The sequence below is a fragment of the Deinococcus sp. LM3 genome (assembly GCF_002017875.1).
Lineage (GTDB): Bacteria > Deinococcota > Deinococci > Deinococcales > Deinococcaceae > Deinococcus.
In genome coordinates this window covers 2,602,577-2,621,087 of record NZ_MUFV01000001.1, presented here as the reverse complement: position 1 = coordinate 2,621,087, position 18,511 = coordinate 2,602,577, and the positions used below count along the sequence as shown (strand labels likewise).

Genomic DNA, 18,511 nt, shown 5'->3' with positions numbered 1-18,511 from the left:
GGGCTGTCTCCGTTGACTCTCAACCATCAACTATCCACTCCTTCCGCAGGAAGGATCTTGCCGGGGTTCAGGGCGAGGTGTGGGTCGAGGGCGCGTTTGACGTTCCACAGGGCCTTCAGGGTGCCGGGGTCGACGGCGTCGGTCATGAAGTCGCGTTTCATGGAGCCGATGCCGTGCTCGCCGCTGAGGACGCCGCCGTGCCGCAGGGCGACGAGGGCGATTTCGTGCGCGAGGTCGTGGACGGCGTGGGTGTCCTCGTGGCGCGGGTCGAACAGGATGTTCGGGTGCAGGTTGCCGTCTCCGATGTGCCCGAACTGCACGAGCCGGAAGGGGCTGGCGTCGCCGAGGGCGCGGATCTCGCGGACCACGTCCGGGAGGGCCGAGCGGGGCACGACGATGTCCTCGTTCATGCGTTGCGGGCGGATGCGACCCAGCGCGGGGCTGACGCTGCGCCGCGCGCGCCACAGGGCGGCTCCCTCGGCGTCGGTGGCGGCGCGGCGCACGGTGCCCCCGGCGCGTTCGCAGGCGTCGGCCACGAGTTGCAGTTCGTCCTGCACGGTGTTCAGGTCGTCTCCGTCGGTGTCGACCAGCAGGACGGCCTCGGCGCCTCTGGGCAGGCCGAGGTTCAGGTAGTCCTCGACGGCGTTCGTGCAGGCGCGGTCCATGAATTCCAGTTTGCTGGGCACGGCCCCGGCGGCGATGGCAGCGCTGACGGCCTCGGCGCACGCTCCGACCTCGGGGAAGTGCGCCATCAGGGTGCGGGTGTGCGTGGCAGGCGGGATCAGGCGCAGGGTGGCCTCGGTGATCAGGCCCAGGGTGCCCTCGGAGCCGATCAGCAGTCCGGCGAGGTCGAAGGCGTCGCGGGTGACGTGGTGCAGATCGCCGTCTGCGTCCACGAAGCTCAGGGCGCGGACGTAATCGCCGGTCACGCCGTACTTGAAGCACATGGGGCCGCCCGCGTTCTCCGCGAGGTTCCCGCCGATGGTACTGGTGCGGAAACTGGCGGGGTCCGGCGGGTAGATCAGGCCGTGCGGTCTGGCGGCGTCGCTGACGGCCAGGGTGATCACGCCCGCCTGCGCCTGCGCCTCACGCCGTTCGGGGTGGATGGTCAGGCGGGTCATGCGGGTGAAAGAGATCACCAGTCCGGGTTCCGTGGGGGCCGCGCCGCCCGACAGGCCACTGGCCGCGCCGCGCCCCACGATGGGCACGCCCGCCGCGCGCGCTGCCCGCACGGCGGCCACCACGTCCCCGGTACTTTCGGGCAGCACGACGGCCAGCGGCGTGGCACCGAACTGGATGGCGTCGTAGCGGTAGTTCAGGCGTTCGGACAGGTTCGACAGCACCTTGCGCGGCCCCAGCAGACGCGTGAGGTCGGCGGCCAGGGCATGGTGCGCCCCCCCCGCCGAGGCAGGCTTGCGAGCACGGGAATTAGTGGTCAGCGCCAGTTTCTCCATGCTCACGAGCCCGCCCCTCCATCAACCATCAACCATCCCCTATCCCCTTTCACAGTTCCCCCCGGTACGCCAGGTCGAGGATTTCGATGGTGTGCATGACAGGCGCGCGGTCGCCCTGGCGGCGCACGTGGCTCTGGATCTGGGTGTGGCAGCCGATGTTGCCGCTGGCGATCAGGTCGGGGGTGGTGGAGAGGATGTTCTTTGCCTTGCGCTCGCCGAGTTGCGTGGCGAGTTCGGGTTGTTCGAGGTTGTACGTGCCGGCCGAGCCGCAGCACAGGTCACCCTCGGGGATTTCGAGGACGGTGACGCCGGGGATGGCGCGCAGCAGGTCGCGCGGCTGGGCGCGGACGCCCTGCGCGTGGGCGAGGTGGCAGGCGTCGTGGTACGCGACGTTCAGGGGTCGGCTGGCGGGCAGGGTGGGTTCCAGCGTGCCGTCGGCCAGCAGGCCGCCCAGGTACTCGCTGATGTCCATGACCTTCGCGGCGAAGGCCTGCGCGCGGGCCTCGTCGGGTTCGCCGTGCAGGACCATCGGGTACTCCTTGAGGCCCGCGCCGCACCCGGCAGCGTTCGAGAGGATCGCGTCAAAGTCGTCGGGGTTGAAGGCGTTCAGGTTGGCGCGCACCAGTTTCAGCGCCTCGTCTCGCGCGCCGGTGTGCAGCGCGGCGGCGCCGCAGCAGCCCTGCCCGTCGGGAATGACGACCTCGATGCCGTTGCGGCTCAGGACGCGCAGGGTCGCGGCGTTGAAGTTGGGCGTCAGGGCCTGCTGGGCGCAGCCGACCAGGAACGCCACCCGCCCCCGCCGCTGCCCGCGCGCGGGCGTGAGCTTCGCGCTGGGCTGCATGGCGGGCACTGATTCGGGCAGCAGGTCCAGCGGGCTGCGCAGCGCGGCGGGCAGCACCGGCGCCAGCGGCTTGGCGAACTGCCCCAGGCGGGCGGCCACGCTGAACACCTTCGGGGCGGGCAGGATCTTCAGGATCGCGGCGCGCTTGGCCCGGTCGAACGGACTGCGCTGGCGCTGCGGCTCGCTCCAGCCCCGGAACGCGGTGATCAGTTCCCCGTACGGCACGCCGCTGGGGCAGGCGGTCACGCAGGCCTGACAGCCCAGGCAGCGGTCCAGGTGCGGCGCGGCGTCCATCAGTGGCAGGCCGCCCTCCAGCACCTCCTTCATCAGGACGATCCGGCCGCGCGGACTGTCCATCTCGTCGCCCAGCAGCGCGTAGGTGGGGCAGGCGGGCAGGCAGAAGCCGCAGTGCACGCAGGCGTCGACCGCGTGAGCCATGACCTCGCCCTGCCCGCCGAGGGTCTGCACGGGAATGTCGTTGTTCAAGCGTGGAACCTCATGCCCTACAGGATAGGCGCGGCTGGACGGGAGAACTGGGCGTGCGGGCGCTGTGGGCTAGGGGGGTGCCCCGCGCCTCGGCGTTACCTGGTCAGCCAGCGAAGGATCAGGTCCGCACTGCGCACCGGGCTCAACCCTGACACGTCCAGTGTGGGTGCGGGCCACTCGCTGCGATCTCCATTCAGCCAGCGATCCCACTGCATGTCCGGCCAGCTTCCCTGGGTGATCACGTCCGGGCGCCACAGCGGGTCGTGGTGGTGCAGGCGCAGCCATGCCGACCAGTTCAGGACATCCTGCGTGTCCTGACCGTCACCGCGCGTCCGCAGGCGCCCGATGCGCTCGACGTCACCGACGTCCAACAGGGCGTGACGGACCGTTGCAGTGCCGGGCATCGAGGGGGCAGCCAGCACCTCGCCTAGCGGGCACGGCCCGAGCAGCCCGAGAGTTCGCCCCGTCCCCAGAGCGGCCCGGATCCACTCATCGGTCACCTGCTGCCGCTCGGCTTTACCACCACCCCGCCACCGCTCGTCGAAGTCGTGCCAGTCGACTTCCGGGCACGCGCCTTTCAGGTGGGGCAGCAGGGTGGTCTTTCCGACGCCGGACGCACCGGCCAGCACGATCAGCATGCGCCGACTCTGACAGGTCCAGGCCCGGCAGACATCCGTCACCTGACCTACCGTGACTACGCGCAGCTTTTCCCCGTGCGCTCAGGCGCAGACTGCCGGGCATGAGTGTTTCCTCTCCCCTGCCGCTGTCCGTGCTCGACCTCGTTCCCGTGCCGCTGGGGTCCAGCGCGGCCGAGTCGGTGGAGGCCGCCTTGCAGTACGCGAAGGCCGCCGAGGACGCCGGGTTCACGCGGTACTGGGTGGCCGAGCACCACAACATGGGCGCACTCGCCTCCAGCGTGCCGCTCGCGGTGCTGGCGGCGGCGTCGCAGCGCACCACGCGCATCCGCCTGGGGTCGGGCGGCGTGATGCTGCCCAACCACGCGCCGCTGAGCGTGGCGGAGGGGTACCGGCTGCTGTCGGCCCTCGCGCCGGACCGGGTGGATCTGGGCCTGGGGCGCGCGCCGGGCACGGACGGCCGCACGGCCCGCGCACTGCGCGGCGCGCAGGGAATGATCGAGGAGTCCTTCGAGCGGCAACTCTCGGACCTGATCGCCTTCGGCACCGGGCAGTACCCGGCCGGGCACCCCTTCGCGGGCACCGTGGCGGCCCCGGCGGGCGAGGGGCTGTTCCCGCCGCTGTGGATTCTGAGCAGCAGCGGCTACGGCGCGCACGTCGCAGCGAAAGCGGGGGCGGGGCTGGCGTTCGCGTGGCACATCAACCCGGACACGGCGCAGGCCCGCGCCGCCGCCGACGCGTACCGCGCCGCGTTCCAGCCCTCGGAAGCCTTCCCGGAGCCACGCGTGATCGTCGCCGCGAGCGTCGTCACCGCGCCCACCGCCGCCGAGGCCGAGGAACTGAGCCTGCCGCTGGGCCTGATGTTCCTGCGCCTCACGCGCGGCGAGAGCGCCCCCTACCCCACCGTCGCCGAGGCAAAGGCCTACCCGTACACCCCGCAGGAACGCGCGCTGGCCGACTCCATGCGGCGCCGCGCCATCATCGGCGACCCGCAGAGTGTGGCCGCGCGCCTGCTCGCCCTGGCCCGCGACGCGGCCGCCGATGAGGTGATCGTCAGCCTGAACATCCCCGACGCCGCCCAGCGCCGCGACACCCTGAAACTGGTCATGGACGCCGTCCGCGCGCAGGAAGCTCGGGAACCCGCGCTGGTGTGACCGTGGGAGCAGCGAGGCGGGCAACTGGCCTCAGCTGCTCGCCTCATCGGCACGGGCATAGACGCCCAGACGGATGCCGAGGAGTACGACGGTCAGGAACCCGGCCATCCAGTACCAGAGGAATACACCCGTTTCAAGGTGGCCCCGGCAGATGGCCAGGAACGTCGGATCGGTGGAGCAGTGACCGTACCGGATGTCCCACAAATATTCGGCCCACAAGAGGAACACGGGCGGCACGGTGAGACACGCGAACAGATGTGCCGGGACGATGAGGTAAGCCCACCAGCGGGAGTGCCGCAGGAGCCACCGCCGCCGGAACCGAACGGTGAGCAGGTAGGCGAGGAGTGGGCTGCCGATCAGCGGCCCTACCGTCCACAGGAAGTCGAGCATGACTCATGGTGCTCATACGCCCGGCCCCCTGCCGTCCATCTTTCAGCTGAACTGCACCTTCTTCGGTTCCGGGAGGCGCGCGGCGATGATCGCGCTGGGGATCAGCAGGCTCAGCGCGGCCAGGGCGGCGGTGGTTGGGCTGGTGGCGTCGGCCAGCGCGCCGACGAGGAACACGAGGAGGCCCGCGAAGCCCCAGGAGAAGCCCATCATGATCGAGCTGGCGACGGCGACGTGGCCGGGCGCGTACTCCTGCGCGGTGACGACCCCGACGGGGATGCTGGCGTTCACGGCGGCCCCCACGATGAAGGTCAGGGGGTAGAACCACCAGTTGGCGGGGCTGGAGAGGATGAGCAGCGCGAAGAAGGGGATGGTGGTGAGGATCGCGCCGCGCAGGACGGTCACGCGGCCCAGGCGGTCGCTGAGCCGTCCTCCGACGATGCCGCCGATGGCGCTGGCGACCGAGTACACGGCGAGCGTGATGGCGACCTCGCGCGCCCCGTAGCCGCGTGCCAGGAGCATGAACGGCAGCATGGCGTTGTAGCCCATGCTGGCCAGCGAGCGCAGGACGGCCATGGCCCACAGCCACACGAGGGGGCCACGGAAGATGCCGGCGTAATCGCGCAGTGGGATGCGCTTCGCCTTCTGCACGCCGCTGGGGGTGACGGCGAAGGTGATGGCGGCGACGACCACGCCGATCAGCGCGAACCACGGCAGGTGCGTGAGGCCCACCCCGGCGAAGACCGGGCCGAGTGCCATCCCGGCGGTGCCGCCCGCGCTGAACAGGCTGGCCCAAAGGCCGCGTTTGTCGGGGGGGCTGTGCTGCGCGACGTACGCGGCTCCGGCCGGGTGGAAGAAGCCGCTGCCGAGTCCGGCGACCGCGACGAGCAGGATCAGCGCCCCGAACCACGGGACGAAGCCCATGAGGGTCAGGCCGATCCCGGTCATCAGGGGCCCGAGCGCGGCGGCGTAGCGGCGGTCGAGGCGTTCACCGAGGATGCCCAGCAGGGGTTGCAGGACGCTGCTGGTCAGCGAGTACACGCTGGACAGCAGCGTGACGGCGGCGATGCTGACCCCGTATTTGGCCTGTAGCGCGGGGGTCAGGGGGGTGAGCATGGCGCTGTAGGCGTCGTTGATGAAGTGCCCGGCGGTGACGGCCACGGCGATGGCGGTGGCGTGGCGGGTGGCGGTGGCGGTGACGCTGGCCTGCATATGGGCTGCACGGTACTGCGCGCGGCGGGGCAGCGTGGGGGTGGCAGGCGACGAAGGGCGCCGGTGCGTCCGGACTGGCGGGCCGCTATGGCCCCGCCCCCCCGGACGCACCTGATCGTTCAACGTTCGGTGAAGATGCCGGCATGGGTTGTGACAGCCCCGCAAGACCCATGACCCTACCCTGGGGTATGACTGACCCGTTCCGCGCCTCGATTGCCCGCGCTCTGCCCAGCCCGGAGCGGGTGCGGGAGTCCCTGCGGGGGCTGAGCGGGCCGGACCTTCAGGCGGCGGCCGATTACTTCAGCCGGACCCTGCCGGAGTTCGACGTGGCGGTCGCGCTGCCGGGCGCGGCGGGGCTGGCGCAGGCGGTGGCGGACCTGCGCGGTGCGTTCCTGGTGATGGCCGGTCGCACGGCGGCGGGCCGCTGGGAGCTGTCCGCCCCGGACCTGGCCGGCATCACGCGGGAGCTGGGGGCGGGGCGGCGGCCCGCGCGCGCCGTCCTGTTCACGCCGCAACTGAAAAGCGGCCTGAAGGAGCTGGAGGTCCTGCTGACCGCCGCCCGGCCCGGCTGGCTGATCCCGGCACTCGCGGCGGGCGTGGCGCGCACCGACGCGCTGGGCCGCGCCCGCCTGGAATTACAGGGCGTGCAGGTGGTCACGCCGGTCATGCTGGCCGACACGCCCGGCGGTCTGGTGTTCGAGCGCCGCTATCCTCACTCGGCCTGACCGGCACCCTGCCCGGCGCGGTAGTGCGCGAGCGCGCGTTCCTCGGCCGGGATGCGGATGCCCAGCAGCAGCGCGGCGTTCAGCAGCGTGAAGGCCAGCGCGGTGCGCCACGCGCCCACCGCGAGCGGCGCGGCGGCGAGTTCCAGGGCCACGACCGCGTAGTTCGGGTGCCGCAGGTAGCGGAACGGGCCGCCCGTGACGCGCTGCCCGCCGGGCACGATCAGGATGCGGGTGTTCCAGTAGCGGCCCAGCGTGCGGATCACCCAGTAGCGTAGCGGCTGGGCCAGCAGGAACAGCAGCAGCGCCGGGACGTTCACGCGCCCGCCCGCCGCGCGGCCTTCCAGGAACGTGAATATCATCCAGGCGGGGTGCAGCACGAAGAACAGCGGGTAGTGTTCCTGGCCGTATTCCACGGCGCCCTGCTCACGCGCCCAGGCCTCGTTGCGGCGCGCGACCCGCAGTTCCAGCAGGCGCTGCGCGGTCAGGAAGGCCAGCAGGCCGCCCGCCAGGGAGCGGGCCTTCACGCCTGCTCCAGCAGGGTGTCGGCGGCCTCGTCGGCGCTCAGTTCACCGCGGGCCACGCGGGCGTACAGGTCGCCGCTGCGTTCTCGGGCCAGCCTCAGCAGCCTCTCCTGCACCAGGGACCGGACCTCGAACTCGGCGCGGGCCTCGCGGCGGGCCAGCAGGCCAGCCTCACCCAGGTGCGCGCGGTGCGCCTCGACGGCGTCGATCAGGGCGTCCAGGCCGGCGGCCTTCGAGGCGATGGTCTGCCGGATGGGGGCCATCCAGGTGTGCTCGTCGTGCGCGCCGAGGCCCTGCGCGGCCATCAGTTCCCGGACGGTCCGGGCGGCGCCGGGCAGGTCGGCCTTGTTCACGGCGATCACGTCCGCGATCTCCATGATCCCGGCCTTGAAGGCCTGCACGCCGTCCCCGCCGGCCGGCGTGAGGACCAGCAGGGTGTGGTCGCAGGCGGCGGCGACGTCCACCTCGGACTGACCGACGCCCACGGTTTCCAGGATCACCCAGTCGAAGCCCGCGCCTTCCAGCAGGGACAGCACAGACATGGTCCGCGCGGACAGGCCGCCCAGCGCACCCCGGCTGGCGAGCGAGCGCACGAACACGCCCGCGTCGGCGTGATGGCGCAGCATGCGGATGCGGTCCCCGAGGATCGCGCCGCCGCTGTAAGGGCTGCTGGGGTCCACGGCCAGCACCGCGACCCGCTGCCCGCGCGCGCGGAGCGTGGCGATCAGGGCGTCGGTCAGGGTGCTCTTGCCGCTGCCGGGGCTGCCGGTCACGCCCAGCACCACGGCCCGCCCCCCCTGGCGGGCGGTGCGTTCACGGGCGGCGCGCAGCAGGGGCCGGGCGCCCGGCAGGCCCGCCTCGGCCAGCGTGACGGCGCGGGCCAGGGCGCGCAGGTCCCCGGCGCGGTAGCGGGCGAGCAGGTCGCCGGGCGGCGGACTTCCGGCTGGGGTCAGCGGGGCGGTCACGGCCTGCCCCGGCCGGAACGGGTGGAAGGAAGGGAAGGCATGTGCCCCCCAGGCTAGCGCATGGGCGCGCGGCGGGGTTCAGCCGCGCAGGACGCGGATCACGTCGGCGGCGCGGTAGGCGGCGGGCAGGTCCCGCAGGTCGTTCAGGCGGTCGCCGCTGGTCAGCAGGGGCGGCTCGGTGTGCCCGCCGCGCTGCACCTGCGGGTACCCGGCGTCGGCCATCAGGGCGTTGCACAGGCACTTGCGTCCGGTCGTGTCGGCGGCCTGTCCGCCCTTGGCGGTGTACGCGGCGACGGGTTCGCTGGGGCAGCGCCAGCCCACGCCCCCCTGTGGGGTGCGGTACGCCTCGCGCAGGTACCCGATGTCGCACACCCGCTCGCGCGCCGCGTACGCTCCGGCCTGCGAGAGCGTGCCGGGCAGGTTCACGACCTTGAACGGAAACCCGGTGGGCGAAGCGAGCGGGTCCGTGAATACCTCCAGCGTCCCGGCGTGCGCGCGGGCCTGCACGTCGGCTTTCAGGTCGGCACGCAGGCCGGACTCGGCGGCGAAGGCGAACAGCGTGCCCACCTGAATGCCCGCCGCGCCCGCTGCCAGCGCCCGCGCCAGGGCGTCCGGGGTGCCGTGACTGCCGGCCAGCCAGAACGGCAGGCCCAGGGCGCGCAGGGCGGGCAGGTCCGCCCCGTCCCGCTCGCCGTACACCGGCTGACCACTGCTGTCCAGGGTCAGGGGGCCGCGCGGCGGGGCGTTGTGCCCCCCGGCCGTCGGCCCCTCGACCACGAAGCCGTCCACACGCCCGCTGGCCTTGCGGGCCAGGACGCCTGCCAGCACGTGCGAGGACACCACCGGGTAGAACTTCGGGCGGGTCAGGGCGGCGCCCGCCCCACCGTATGCGGCCGGGTCCAGGGTCAGGGGCACGGGGTCGCCGCCGCGCACGTCGAGGCTCAGGGTGGCGGGCTGCCCGGCGGCCAGAGCGTCCAGCACGCGCGGAATGTCACGCGGAATCCCGGCGCCCATGATCACGGTGTCCACCCCGGCCAGCATTGCCCCGAACAGGCACGGCAGGGTGTGCAGCTGCAACTTGGTCAGCAGGTTCAGGCCGACCGGGTTCGCGTGCCCCTGACGGGCCAGGAATACCTCGGTGAACGCGCCCAGTACGGACAGTTCCCAGGCGTCGCGGTGCCGTTCGGCGGTGGGCAGCGGCACGCGGGCGTACGGCTGCCCCGGCGCACGGCCCGCCGGGAGGAAGAACCGCTGCACGGTGCGCGCCGCGAGGGCTGCGTCCGGGAAGTGGTTCAGGGCCGCGCGGACGTGCCCGTCCGGGTCGCCGTCCTGAAGGCGGCGCAACAGCACGGTGTCGATGCCGGTGCCGGACACGACGCCCAGTTCGCCGGTCATGGACACGGCCCGTGCCAGCCGCCAGTCCGAGACGGCCACGCCCATGCCGCCCTGAATGATGCGCGGCAGCGCCGGGGCAGACGGCAGCGCCGGAGCCGGGTGCGGGGCAGGCCGCAGTGGGGTGAGGGGCAGGCCGGGGAGCGTGAGGGGAGCGGGGTGCGTCATGGCTTCACCTGCCGCCGCTGGGAGCGGGCCGCGCCGGACCGTCCGGGCGCGGCGCAGAGGAAGCGGCGGTCCTGCCCCGAGTGTCCGCCCGGCAGTGGGTGGGGACGCGCTCCTGCGGACGGGGTGCATCTTTGCACCGCATCCCGACCGCCGCCCTGCCCTTCTGCCACAGACGCAGCGCGGCCGGTCCCAGGGCAGGACCGACCGCGCACAGACGGGAGATGCGGGCTTACGGGGCCTGTCCGAGCACGTCGTCGGCCTCGGTGGCTTCCAGCAGGCTTTCCAGATGGGCGTCGTCGTTGAAGCCCAGCAGCATGCCGCTGCCCGCACCCAGCAGGACGCGCGTGACCGAGGTGTTCGACACGCTCAGGCGCGCCCAGGCGTTGGCGGGCACGCCGCCCAGCGCCAGACCCACCGCCACGCGGACCACGCCGCCGTGCGTGAACACCAGCACCCGCTGACCGGGATGCCGCGCCTGGATCTGCGTGAAGGCCTCGCCGCTGCGGGCGTACAGGTCCTCCATGCTCTCCCCGCCGGGGCGGCGGGTGCTCCAGGGTTCGGCGCTCAGGGCCTGCAGGTACTCGGGAAAGCGGGCGCGGATCTCGTGGATGGTCAGGCCCGCGAGTTCGCCCACGTCGATCTCGCGCAGGCCCACGTCGGTCTGCACGGGGGGCGCGCCGTGCAGGCGCTCGGCGACGATGCGGGCGGTCTGCGCGGCGCGGTTCAGGTCACTGGTGTACACGGCGTCGAAGGGTTGCGCGGTCAGCCGCTCGGCGAGGCTGGACGCCTGCAACACCCCGATGGGACTGAGCGGCACGTCGGTCTGCCCCTGGTAGCGGCCGTCGGCGTTCCAGGTGCTCTCGCCGTGGCGCACGACCCAGAATTCGGTGGCGGTGGCGCGGTCCGGCGCGGCGAACCCGGTGGGGGCCAGCCGCCTGGTCAAACGGCTCCCGTGAAGGTCACGCCCTGACCGGCCGTCATCTGGCCGATCACCCAGGGCTGCTCGCCGGCGGCCCGCAGGGCGTCCAGCGCCGCCGTCTGCTGCGCGGCGGGCAGGATGAACAGGAAGCCCACGCCCATATTCAGCGCCCGGAAGGCTTCCTGGCGTTCCACACCGGCGCGCGCCACGATCAGCTCGAAGACGGGCGGCACGGTCCAGCTGCCGGTGTCGACCTGCATGCCGATCCCGGCGGGGAACACGCGGGGCGGGTTGTCGATCAGGCCGCCGCCCGTGATGTGCGCCATGCCGCGCACATCCACCCCGGCGGCCTGCAGGGCGTCGAAGGCCGGCAGGTACGAGCGGTGCGGGACGGGCAGCAGGTCCGCGAGCGTCTGGCCGTTCAGGTCCTCACGCGCCTCGTTCCAGTCGAGGTCGTCCAGGGCCATGCGGGCCAGCGAGAAGCCGTTGGTGTGCAGGCCCGAGCTGGGCAGCGCGATCACGGTGTCGCCCGCCTCGATGCGCGCGCCGGTGATCAGGGCGGGGCGGTCCACGACGCCCACGATGGTACCCACGATGTCCAGTTCGCCGTCCACGTACACGCCGGGCATCTCGGCCGTCTCGCCGCCCAGCAGCGCCACGCCGAGCGCCTCGCAGGCCTGCGCCGCGCCGGTCACGACCTCCGCGACCCGTTCGGGCGAGAGTTTGCCCATGGCGACGTAATCCAGGAAGAACAGCGGGCGCGCGCCCTGCACCAGGATGTCGTTCACGCAGTGGTTCACGATGTCGCCGCCCAGCCCGCCGAAGCGCCCGGTGCGGACCGCGACCTTGGTCTTGGTGCCCACACCGTCGGTACTGGCGACCAGGACCGGGTCTTCCATGTGGCCGAACGCGGCGCGGAACAGGCCGCCGAAGCCGCCCAGGCCGCCCAGCACGTTGGGCGTGTGGGTGCGGGCGACCGCGTCTTTCATCAGGTGGACGGCGCGGTGTCCGGCGTCGATGCTGACGCCCGCGCGTTCATAGGCTGACGCCTGCGCGCCTTGCTTGCTTTCAGTCATGTGCTCCTGCCTCCTGCGGTCCGCTGCGCGGATGTTCAGTGCAGTGTAACCAAACTCGCGCTGATCGGGGCGGAGAGGGGCAGGCCGTTCAGGGGCGCGGGGGACGCGCGGCGCGGCGGGCCAGCAGCCAGCGGATCAGCCCGGCAATACCCACCACGCCCGACAGCAGGCCCAGGCCCCACAGCATGCGCTGCGTGTCCCCGCTGAGCCACACGACCAGCAGCGTGACCGGCAGCGCCCCGATGGCGGTGGCGATCATGAACGGCCGGAAGCCCATGCGGGCCGCGCCCGCCACGAGGTTCATCACGTCGGCGGACAGGACCGGCATCAGGCGCACCATCAGCACGCCCTGCAGGCCGTAGCGGGCGGCGAAGTCGTGCGCGGCGCGGCGGGCGCTCTCGCCGGCCAGGGTGCGGACCAGGGTGTCGCCCAGCAGGCGGCCCAGGCCGTACCCGGCGGCCGCGCCCAGCAGCGTGCCCAGGTACACGATCAGGAATCCCTCGTAGGGGCCGTAGGCGCGGGCGGTCACGGCGGTCATGACCAGCGCCGGCAGCACCGGCAGCACCGCCTGCAACACGAAGCCCGCGATCAGGGCGAGCGGTCCGGCCCAGCCCAGCCCGTCCACGAAGGCGTGCGTGACGCGCGGATCGCTGCTGGTCAGGGCGGCGTACGCGCGGCCCAGGAACTCGCGCACGTCCGGCTGGAGGGCCGCGCCGCCGATCAGCAGCAGTGCGCCGCCCAGAATCAGCCAGCGCAGGTAGCGGGGTGGGTGAACTGCGGCGGTCATCGCGGCCCAGTGTAGGCGACAGGCGGATGAGCTGCGACCATCAAAAGTTACGGTTCCTGCTGGGGCCGGGCCGGAAGGCCCGTGGCGAGGGCGGGCGCCGGGGCGGCCTGTGCGGATGCAGGGCGGGGCGCGGCGGCCAGTGGCACGGTCAGGTCGTCGTGGGCGTACTGCCAGCCGGGCGGCAGGTGACCGGCGCGGCGCACGTCCACCCCGTGCGACAGGTGCGTCAGGACGACCCGTCCCGCCGCCTGCGCCCAGGGGAGGGTCAGGGCCTCGCGCACGTCGTACACGCTGCGGCCGGTCAGGGGGGCGCCGGACTCGTCCTCGAAGGACGTGCCGAGCAGCAGGGTGTCCAGGCCCGCCCCGCCGGGCGCGCGCAGCCACTCGCGGGCCAGCTCTGGCGGGATCCCGATGGCGTCCGTGACGACCGCCGCCGACCAGCCCGCCTGCCCGGCCCCGGCGGGGCGGTCCAGGCGGTAGGCATGGCTGTGGCCGTTCGCGCCGTGCGGCACCCGGAAGGCCCGCACGACCACGCCTCCGACTGGGACGCCCTGCGCCGGGATGGGCTGCACCGGCCCCCCCTCGCCCGCCGGGAAGGCGTACGGGAAGCGCGCGGCGATCTCCGGCACGACCTCCGGCGGGGCGTACACCCGCAGCCGCCCGGCGGCGTACCGCACATAGTCCAGCAGGTCGCCCAGGCCCAGCAGATGGTCGTTGTGCGCGTGCGAGATGAACACCGCGTCCGGCACGAGCGGGCCGTTCAGGCGGGCCAGTCCGGCGTGCGTGTCCGGCCCGGCGTCCAGCAGCGCCGACTGCCCGCCCGAGCGCAGCAGCGTGGCGGTGCGGGTGCGGCGGTTCACGCCGGGCTGTCCGTCCACGCCGCGCGCCTCGGCGCAGACGGGACAGGCGCACCAGAAGCGCGGCACGCGCTTGCTGTCGCCCGTGCCGAGCAGCGTCAGGGTGTCGGTCTGGTCGGGGCTGATGTCGGCTGGGCCAGTCGCGGGGTCATCGGTCACGGAGTCATCGGTCACGGGGTCATGAGGTCACGCGCGGCGCGGGCGAGGTCGCCGCTGCCCGCCAGACTGCTGCCCACCAGCACCGCGTCTGCCAGCCCGCGCACGGCGGCGATGTCCTGCGGGGTGCGGTAGCCGCTCTCGGCGACCAGCACGCCGCTGAAGCCCGCCTCGCGCGCCCGGCGGATCAGGCGCGGACTGACGTTCAGGTCGATCTCCAGCGTGGTCAGGTCGCGGTTGTTCACGCCGATGATGCGCGCGCCCGCCTCCAGCGCGATGTCCAGTTCGCGCTCGTCGTGCACCTCGACCAGGGCGTCCAGGCCCAGGTGGTGCGCCGCGCCCAGGTACTCGGCGGTGTGTTCGTGCAGCACGCTGACCATCAGCAGCGCCGCCGACGCGCCCCAGTCGGCCGCCTCGCGCAGCATGGCCGGATGCACCACGAAATCCTTGCGCAGCGCCGGGAGTTCGGTCACGGCGACCACCTCCAGCAGCGCCTCGCGGTTCCCGTCGAAGTAACGCGGCTCGGTCAGGACACTGAGGGCCGCCGCGCCGCCCGACGCGTACGCCCGCGCCGCGTCGGCCGGGTCGAGCGGCGCGATGGCTCCCTGGCTGGGACTGGCGCGTTTCACCTCGGCGATCAGGGACAGGCCCGGGGCGCGCAGCGCCGCCTCGAAGCGCCGCGCGGCGGGACGGGCCTCGCCCAGGGCCGGATCGGCGTCCCGGTAATCCCCGGCGCGAAGGTCCACGATGCGGCCCAGCACGCCCGGAACGCGCGTCAGGTCAGGGGCACTCATACGGACTCCGATTGAATGGTTTGCAAGAACCGTTCAATCCGAGCGGATGCGAGCGGGAGTCGAACGGGTTCCGGACGTGGAGTTGGCAACCCGGTGTTGTTCCGGGTTGTTAACGGAACAGACGGAATCCGTATCAGAACAGACATGCGCCGAAGCATAGAGCATTGCCCGGCAGGCCAGAAGCCGGCGGCGCCCCGGTCAGCGCGGCGGCGCGGCGTGTTAGCCTGATCCCCTATGAGTCTCGCCCCAGGCAACGGCCCCGTACAGATCACGCAGGACCAACTTCAGGCCCGCATTCACGAAATCGCCGCGAAAATCCGCGAGGACTACCACGGCATGGAACCGCACCTGATCTGCGTCCTGAACGGCGCGTTCATGTTCCACGCCGATCTGGTGCGCGCCATCGACATGCCCTGCACCATCGATTTCCTGCAGGCCAGCTCGTACGGGAACGCCAAGCAGAGCAGCGGCGAGGTCCGGATCGTCAAGGACCTGCAGTTCCCGATCAGTGACCGGCACGTGATCCTGGTCGAGGACATCGTGGATACCGGCATCACCATGAACTACCTGCTGCACTACCTGGAAGGGCGCGGCCCCGCCAGCCTGAAGATCGCGGCGCTGCTCAGCAAACCCAGCCGCCGCAAGGTCGAGATTCCCGTCGAGTACCTGGGCTTCACCATTCCCGACGCGTTCGTGTACGGTTACGGCCTGGACCGCGCGCAGTTCGACCGGAACCTGCCCTTCATCACCAGCCAGGAGTGAGCTGGCGGCGGGGGAGCGGCCGACCTGGGTGAACCGGGGCCGGCCGCTTCCCCGCCCTGCGTTCAGGGCAGGGTGACGGTGGTCAGCATCGCGTAGTGGTCGCTGATCTTCGGCCGGTCCTGCCGGACGCGTTCGTCGGCGCGTGGCAGGTCCGGCGAGTACAGGAAGTAGTCGATGGTGCGGTCGGCGCGGCCCACGGCCGGGTCGTTCGCCTCGTGCGTGAAGAAGGCCGGGTTGCCGCTGTCGATCTGCGCGGGGCTGGGGAACGACGCGAACCTCGCGAGCAGCGGGGCCAGTTCGGTCTGCGGGTTGAAGTACGCCCGCTCGCGCTCGCGCAGACGGTTGTAGGCGGCGCGGGTGCCGAGCAGGTTGAAATCCCCGCCCATCACCCAGGGGGTCGGCGCAGCGCCGAGCAGGTCGTTCACGAACGCCGCCTGCCGCTGCATGGTGTCGCAGCCCTGCGCGAAGGCGTCCATGTGCGTGTTGAAGGCACTCAGGGGTGCGCCGCCCTGCACGGGCAGGGTCACGCCCAGCACCGCCCGCCTGAAGTTGAACGCGACGGTGACCGGATCGCCGCAGATGCGCGGCAACTGGTAGCGGGTGGCGGTGTCCAGGCGGTAGCGGCTGAGCGTCACGAGACTCAGGCCCACCCGGCCCATGATGGACGGGTGCGGCACGAACGCCGCCCGGTGGTAGTACGTGGTGGCCGCGCAGGGGAACGCGCCGCCCAGCCGCGCCTGTAGCAGCGCCAGCTGGTCCTGGTAGTCGGTGCGGCGGCTGTCGCGGTCGACCTCCTGCAGCAGGATCAGATCGGGCTTCTCCTGCTCTATGGCGCGCGTCACCTCGTCCAGCGTCCGGGCGAGGCTCCCGGGGCTGGGGCGGGTGTCGGGGCCGTCGCCGTTCAGGGTGTCGTAGAAGAAGACGTACCCGCGCCCGGCGAGGTACTGCACGTTCCAGTTCATGACCCGCACGGCCTGCCCGGCGCGCAGGGTGGGGGCCGAGTCGGGGCAGTTCAGGTCGGCCGCCTGCACAGGTTTCGGGTGGTCGGTCAGGGCGTACACCACGCCCGCCAGGACGCCCGCGAGCAGCAGCAGTCCGGCCAGCAGGCGCGGCAGCCACCGCGTCAGGATTCGCTTCATGATGCCCGCAGCATAGAGGCCGGGCGCGGGGTGTGGGAACCTCCCCCCCGCCGGGACCGTACCGTCCTTGCAGATGCCCCCGTCATCCCTGACCGCGCCGCCGCCCTCTGAGCCGCCCCCGCCCGAACCGCCCACGTCTGAGCCGCCCGTTCCGGCCCTGTTCCTGCCGCCCGGCCCGCTGGTGGTCGCCGGGCGTCCGCTGGCGCAGCTGCCCGGCCTGACCCTGCGGGCGGGCGAGGTGCTGCACCTGCACGGCCCGAACGGCGCCGGCAAGACGACGCTGCTGCGCGCCCTGGCCGGCGAGCAGGGGGGCGTGGACGGCGCGCGGGTCGCAGGCGACGTGCCGGGCAGCCGGACGGCGCGGGCGGCGACGGCGTGGGTGTCCACCGACGCGCCCCTGCCGGACGACCTGAACGCCGGGGAGTTCCTGCAGTTCACGGCGGCGCTGTGGTCCCGCCCGGCCGCGCCGCTGCTGGCCCTGGCCGGGACGCTGGGACTGGACCGCTGGCTGGACGCGTGGCCGCAGGACCTGTCGCGCGGCACCCGTCAGAAGGTCGCGCTGAGTGCCGCGCTGGGCCTGGGCCTGCCGCTGACGCTGCTGGACGAACCGTTCGGCACGCTGGACACCGCCGCCCGCGACGCGCTGCTGCGGGCCGTCCGGGAGCGGGCGCAGGCGGGCGGGGTGCTGATCGTCACGACGCACGGGGACGAACTGGCCCCGCTGCACCCCCGCACGCTGACGCTGGACGTGGCGTGAGCGGCCGACCCGGGCCGCCAGAACGGGCCGTGTGGGCCGCGCAGGCCCGGGCGTCCCGCCGCGCGTGGCGGCAGACCTGGGGGGCGTGGCGGGCCGCCGGGCTGCCGCTGATGGCGGCGTACCTGGGCGGCGCGGCCCTGATCGCGCTCGTCAGTCTGTGGCAGACGTACCGGCCCACGCCGCTGGACCTGCCGCTGGCGCTGCTGCTGCCCGTGGTGTGCGCGGGCCTGCTGCTGGCCGCCCTGAGCGCCCGGTCTGGCCGCCCGCCGCTGACCCTGGGCGGCGCGGACCTGAGCTGGCTGCGGTCGCCCGCCGCGCCGTGGGCCGCGCTGCTCTGGCCGCTGCTGAGGACGGCTGCACCGTGGCTGCTGGCCGGACTCGCCGCCGGGGGGCTGCTGCTGGCGTGGCACGCCGGAAGCTGGGCGGTCGCCTCGGCCCTGCCGCTGCTGGCGCCCGGCGTGGCGCTGGTGCGGGCCGGGGCGCACGCCGCCCGCCTGACGGGGCGGCCCGCGCCGATCCTGCTGGCCGGGACGCTGCTGCCGCTGGCGGGCCTGCTGCACCCGGCGCTGCTGCCGGTCGGCGCGGCCCTGACCGGCGCAGCCGCCGCGTGGACGTGGCGCCGCTCCCTGCACGCCGATCTGCCCCCGCGTCTGCACCGGCAACTGGAGATTCAGGCGCTGCGGGTCGGAGCGCGCCGCCTGCGCCTGCCCGCCCCGGTCATGACGGCCGACGGGCACCGGCCCGCGCGGCCCTGGTCTCCCCCGCTGCGGCGGGCCACACCCGCCGGGGCGCTGCTGTGGCGCGCGGCGCTGTCCGTCCTGAACCGCCCCCTGGCCCTGCTGCCGGCGCTGCTGGGCGGCGCGGCCCTGGCAACCGGGGCCCCGGCGCTGGCCGCGCTCCCGCTGACGGTCACGCTGGCGGTGCGGCCCCCCACCCTGCCGGCGGGCGCGCCGCTGGACGCCCGCACGGCCCGCCTGCTGGCCTCGCTGCCGGCTGGCCTGGGCCTGGGTGCCTTCTGCCTGCTGGGCGCCCTGCTGGCCGGGGCTGGCGCGGCGGTGGCCCTGACGGCGCTGCTGAGCCCCTGGGCGGCGCACGCCGTTCACTCCTGGCTGGGCGATACGCTGCCCGGAACAGGTGCAGCGGGGCAGGCGGCGTTCGGCGCGGCCCTGACTCCCGCCCTGCTGGGAACGCTGTGCGGCGCGGCCGGGCTGGCGGCGCTGGCGCCGGTCGCGGTGCTGGGCCTGGGCGTCCTGTGCCTGCTGGCCCCGCCGCTGGGCTGAGTAGCCGGGCTGGGCCACGCCTGGGGGCCGGGTGCCCCTGGGCG

Annotated in this window: 19 protein-coding genes; 5 read left to right on the top strand and 14 right to left on the bottom strand. The window is 73.3% G+C overall.

Annotated features, from left to right (window positions below):
• Window positions 1-26: 26 nt before the first annotated feature.
• The 3 genes from BXU09_RS12390 to BXU09_RS12380 all read right to left on the bottom strand — a co-directional run bounded on the left by BXU09_RS12390 (window position 27) and on the right by BXU09_RS12380 (window position 3,419).
• Entirely contained in the window at window positions 27-1,460 is a 1,434-nt protein-coding gene (locus tag BXU09_RS12390; protein WP_144012109.1) for an FAD-linked oxidase C-terminal domain-containing protein, read from the bottom strand.
• Between the two features lie 43 nt (window positions 1,461-1,503).
• On the bottom strand, window positions 1,504-2,781 hold the full coding sequence (gene glcF / locus BXU09_RS12385; RefSeq protein ID WP_078303312.1) for a glycolate oxidase subunit GlcF: 1,278 nt from the start codon (window positions 2,779-2,781) through the stop codon (window positions 1,504-1,506).
• A 95-nt stretch (window positions 2,782-2,876) separates the two neighbouring features.
• Window positions 2,877-3,419: a hypothetical protein gene (locus BXU09_RS12380; protein ID WP_078303306.1), complete on the bottom strand. Its 543-nt coding sequence runs from the start codon at window positions 3,417-3,419 to the stop codon at window positions 2,877-2,879.
• 101 nt (window positions 3,420-3,520) lie between these two features.
• Here BXU09_RS12380 and BXU09_RS12375 point away from each other — a divergent pair, with 101 nt between their 5' ends.
• Window positions 3,521-4,570: an LLM class flavin-dependent oxidoreductase gene (locus tag BXU09_RS12375; RefSeq protein WP_078303303.1), complete on the top strand. Its 1,050-nt coding sequence runs from the start codon at window positions 3,521-3,523 to the stop codon at window positions 4,568-4,570.
• Between the two features lie 30 nt (window positions 4,571-4,600).
• Here the strand turns inward: BXU09_RS12375 and BXU09_RS12370 are convergent, their stop codons facing one another.
• Both BXU09_RS12370 and BXU09_RS12365 read right to left on the bottom strand, forming a co-directional pair.
• Complete coding sequence (locus BXU09_RS12370; RefSeq protein WP_078303293.1) at window positions 4,601-4,960, bottom strand: hypothetical protein; 360 nt, start codon at window positions 4,958-4,960, stop codon at window positions 4,601-4,603.
• Window positions 4,961-5,002: 42 nt separating this feature from the next.
• Window positions 5,003-6,169 carry an MFS transporter gene (locus BXU09_RS12365; RefSeq protein WP_078303287.1) on the bottom strand — a complete coding sequence of 389 codons (1,167 nt, stop codon included), beginning with the start codon at window positions 6,167-6,169 and terminating at the stop codon, window positions 5,003-5,005.
• A gap of 188 nt (window positions 6,170-6,357) precedes the next feature.
• On the opposite strand from BXU09_RS12365, the gene BXU09_RS12360 reads away from it, so the two are divergent.
• A complete protein-coding gene (locus BXU09_RS12360; protein ID WP_078303284.1) occupies window positions 6,358-6,894 on the top strand; it encodes a hypothetical protein in 537 nt (178 codons plus the stop codon).
• Here the strand turns inward: BXU09_RS12360 and BXU09_RS12355 are convergent.
• The 8 genes from BXU09_RS12355 to trpC form a co-directional block, all read right to left on the bottom strand.
• Window positions 6,882-7,418, bottom strand: a complete 537-nt coding sequence (locus tag BXU09_RS12355) for an isoprenylcysteine carboxylmethyltransferase family protein (protein WP_078303282.1) — start codon at window positions 7,416-7,418, stop codon at window positions 6,882-6,884. The two genes, BXU09_RS12360 and BXU09_RS12355, sit on opposite strands and share 13 nt — an antisense overlap.
• Entirely contained in the window at window positions 7,415-8,380 is a 966-nt protein-coding gene (meaB, locus tag BXU09_RS12350) for a methylmalonyl Co-A mutase-associated GTPase MeaB (RefSeq protein ID WP_240501223.1), read from the bottom strand. The genes BXU09_RS12355 and meaB overlap by 4 nt, the downstream gene beginning before the upstream one ends.
• Before the next feature lie 78 nt (window positions 8,381-8,458).
• Window positions 8,459-9,940 carry a nitronate monooxygenase gene (locus BXU09_RS12345; RefSeq protein WP_240501221.1) on the bottom strand — a complete coding sequence of 494 codons (1,482 nt, stop codon included), beginning with the start codon at window positions 9,938-9,940 and terminating at the stop codon, window positions 8,459-8,461.
• Between the two features lie 229 nt (window positions 9,941-10,169).
• On the bottom strand, window positions 10,170-10,883 hold the full coding sequence (locus BXU09_RS12340; protein ID WP_078303280.1) for a histidine phosphatase family protein: 714 nt from the start codon (window positions 10,881-10,883) through the stop codon (window positions 10,170-10,172).
• On the bottom strand, window positions 10,880-11,935 hold the full coding sequence (purM, locus tag BXU09_RS12335; RefSeq protein WP_078303277.1) for a phosphoribosylformylglycinamidine cyclo-ligase: 1,056 nt from the start codon (window positions 11,933-11,935) through the stop codon (window positions 10,880-10,882). Before purM ends, BXU09_RS12340 begins: the two co-directional genes overlap by 4 nt.
• A gap of 88 nt (window positions 11,936-12,023) precedes the next feature.
• The gene (locus BXU09_RS12330; protein WP_078303273.1) at window positions 12,024-12,722 is read right to left on the bottom strand and encodes a VTT domain-containing protein; all 699 of its coding nucleotides are present in this window, start codon (window positions 12,720-12,722) and stop codon (window positions 12,024-12,026) included.
• 47 nt (window positions 12,723-12,769) lie between these two features.
• The gene (locus tag BXU09_RS12325) at window positions 12,770-13,753 is read right to left on the bottom strand and encodes an MBL fold metallo-hydrolase (RefSeq protein ID WP_240501220.1); all 984 of its coding nucleotides are present in this window, start codon (window positions 13,751-13,753) and stop codon (window positions 12,770-12,772) included.
• Complete coding sequence (gene trpC, locus BXU09_RS12320; RefSeq protein WP_078303271.1) at window positions 13,750-14,529, bottom strand: indole-3-glycerol phosphate synthase TrpC; 780 nt, start codon at window positions 14,527-14,529, stop codon at window positions 13,750-13,752. The genes BXU09_RS12325 and trpC overlap by 4 nt, the downstream gene beginning before the upstream one ends.
• A 234-nt stretch (window positions 14,530-14,763) precedes the next feature.
• Here trpC and hpt point away from each other — a divergent pair, with 234 nt between their 5' ends.
• The gene (gene hpt / locus BXU09_RS12315; protein WP_055362409.1) at window positions 14,764-15,291 is read left to right on the top strand and encodes a hypoxanthine phosphoribosyltransferase; all 528 of its coding nucleotides are present in this window, start codon (window positions 14,764-14,766) and stop codon (window positions 15,289-15,291) included.
• A 62-nt stretch (window positions 15,292-15,353) separates the two neighbouring features.
• Here the strand turns inward: hpt and BXU09_RS12310 are convergent, their stop codons facing one another.
• The gene (locus tag BXU09_RS12310; RefSeq protein ID WP_078303269.1) at window positions 15,354-16,430 is read right to left on the bottom strand and encodes an endonuclease/exonuclease/phosphatase family protein; all 1,077 of its coding nucleotides are present in this window, start codon (window positions 16,428-16,430) and stop codon (window positions 15,354-15,356) included.
• Window positions 16,431-16,503: 73 nt separating this feature from the next.
• Here BXU09_RS12310 and BXU09_RS12305 point away from each other — a divergent pair, with 73 nt between their 5' ends.
• Both BXU09_RS12305 and BXU09_RS12300 read left to right on the top strand, forming a co-directional pair.
• The gene (locus BXU09_RS12305) at window positions 16,504-17,187 is read left to right on the top strand and encodes an ATP-binding cassette domain-containing protein (protein ID WP_078303266.1); all 684 of its coding nucleotides are present in this window, start codon (window positions 16,504-16,506) and stop codon (window positions 17,185-17,187) included.
• Window positions 17,184-18,467 (top strand): hypothetical protein, encoded by a 1,284-nt coding sequence (locus BXU09_RS12300; RefSeq protein WP_144012108.1) that lies wholly within the window; start codon window positions 17,184-17,186, stop codon window positions 18,465-18,467. Before BXU09_RS12305 ends, BXU09_RS12300 begins: the two co-directional genes overlap by 4 nt.
• Window positions 18,468-18,511: the final 44 nt, after the last annotated feature.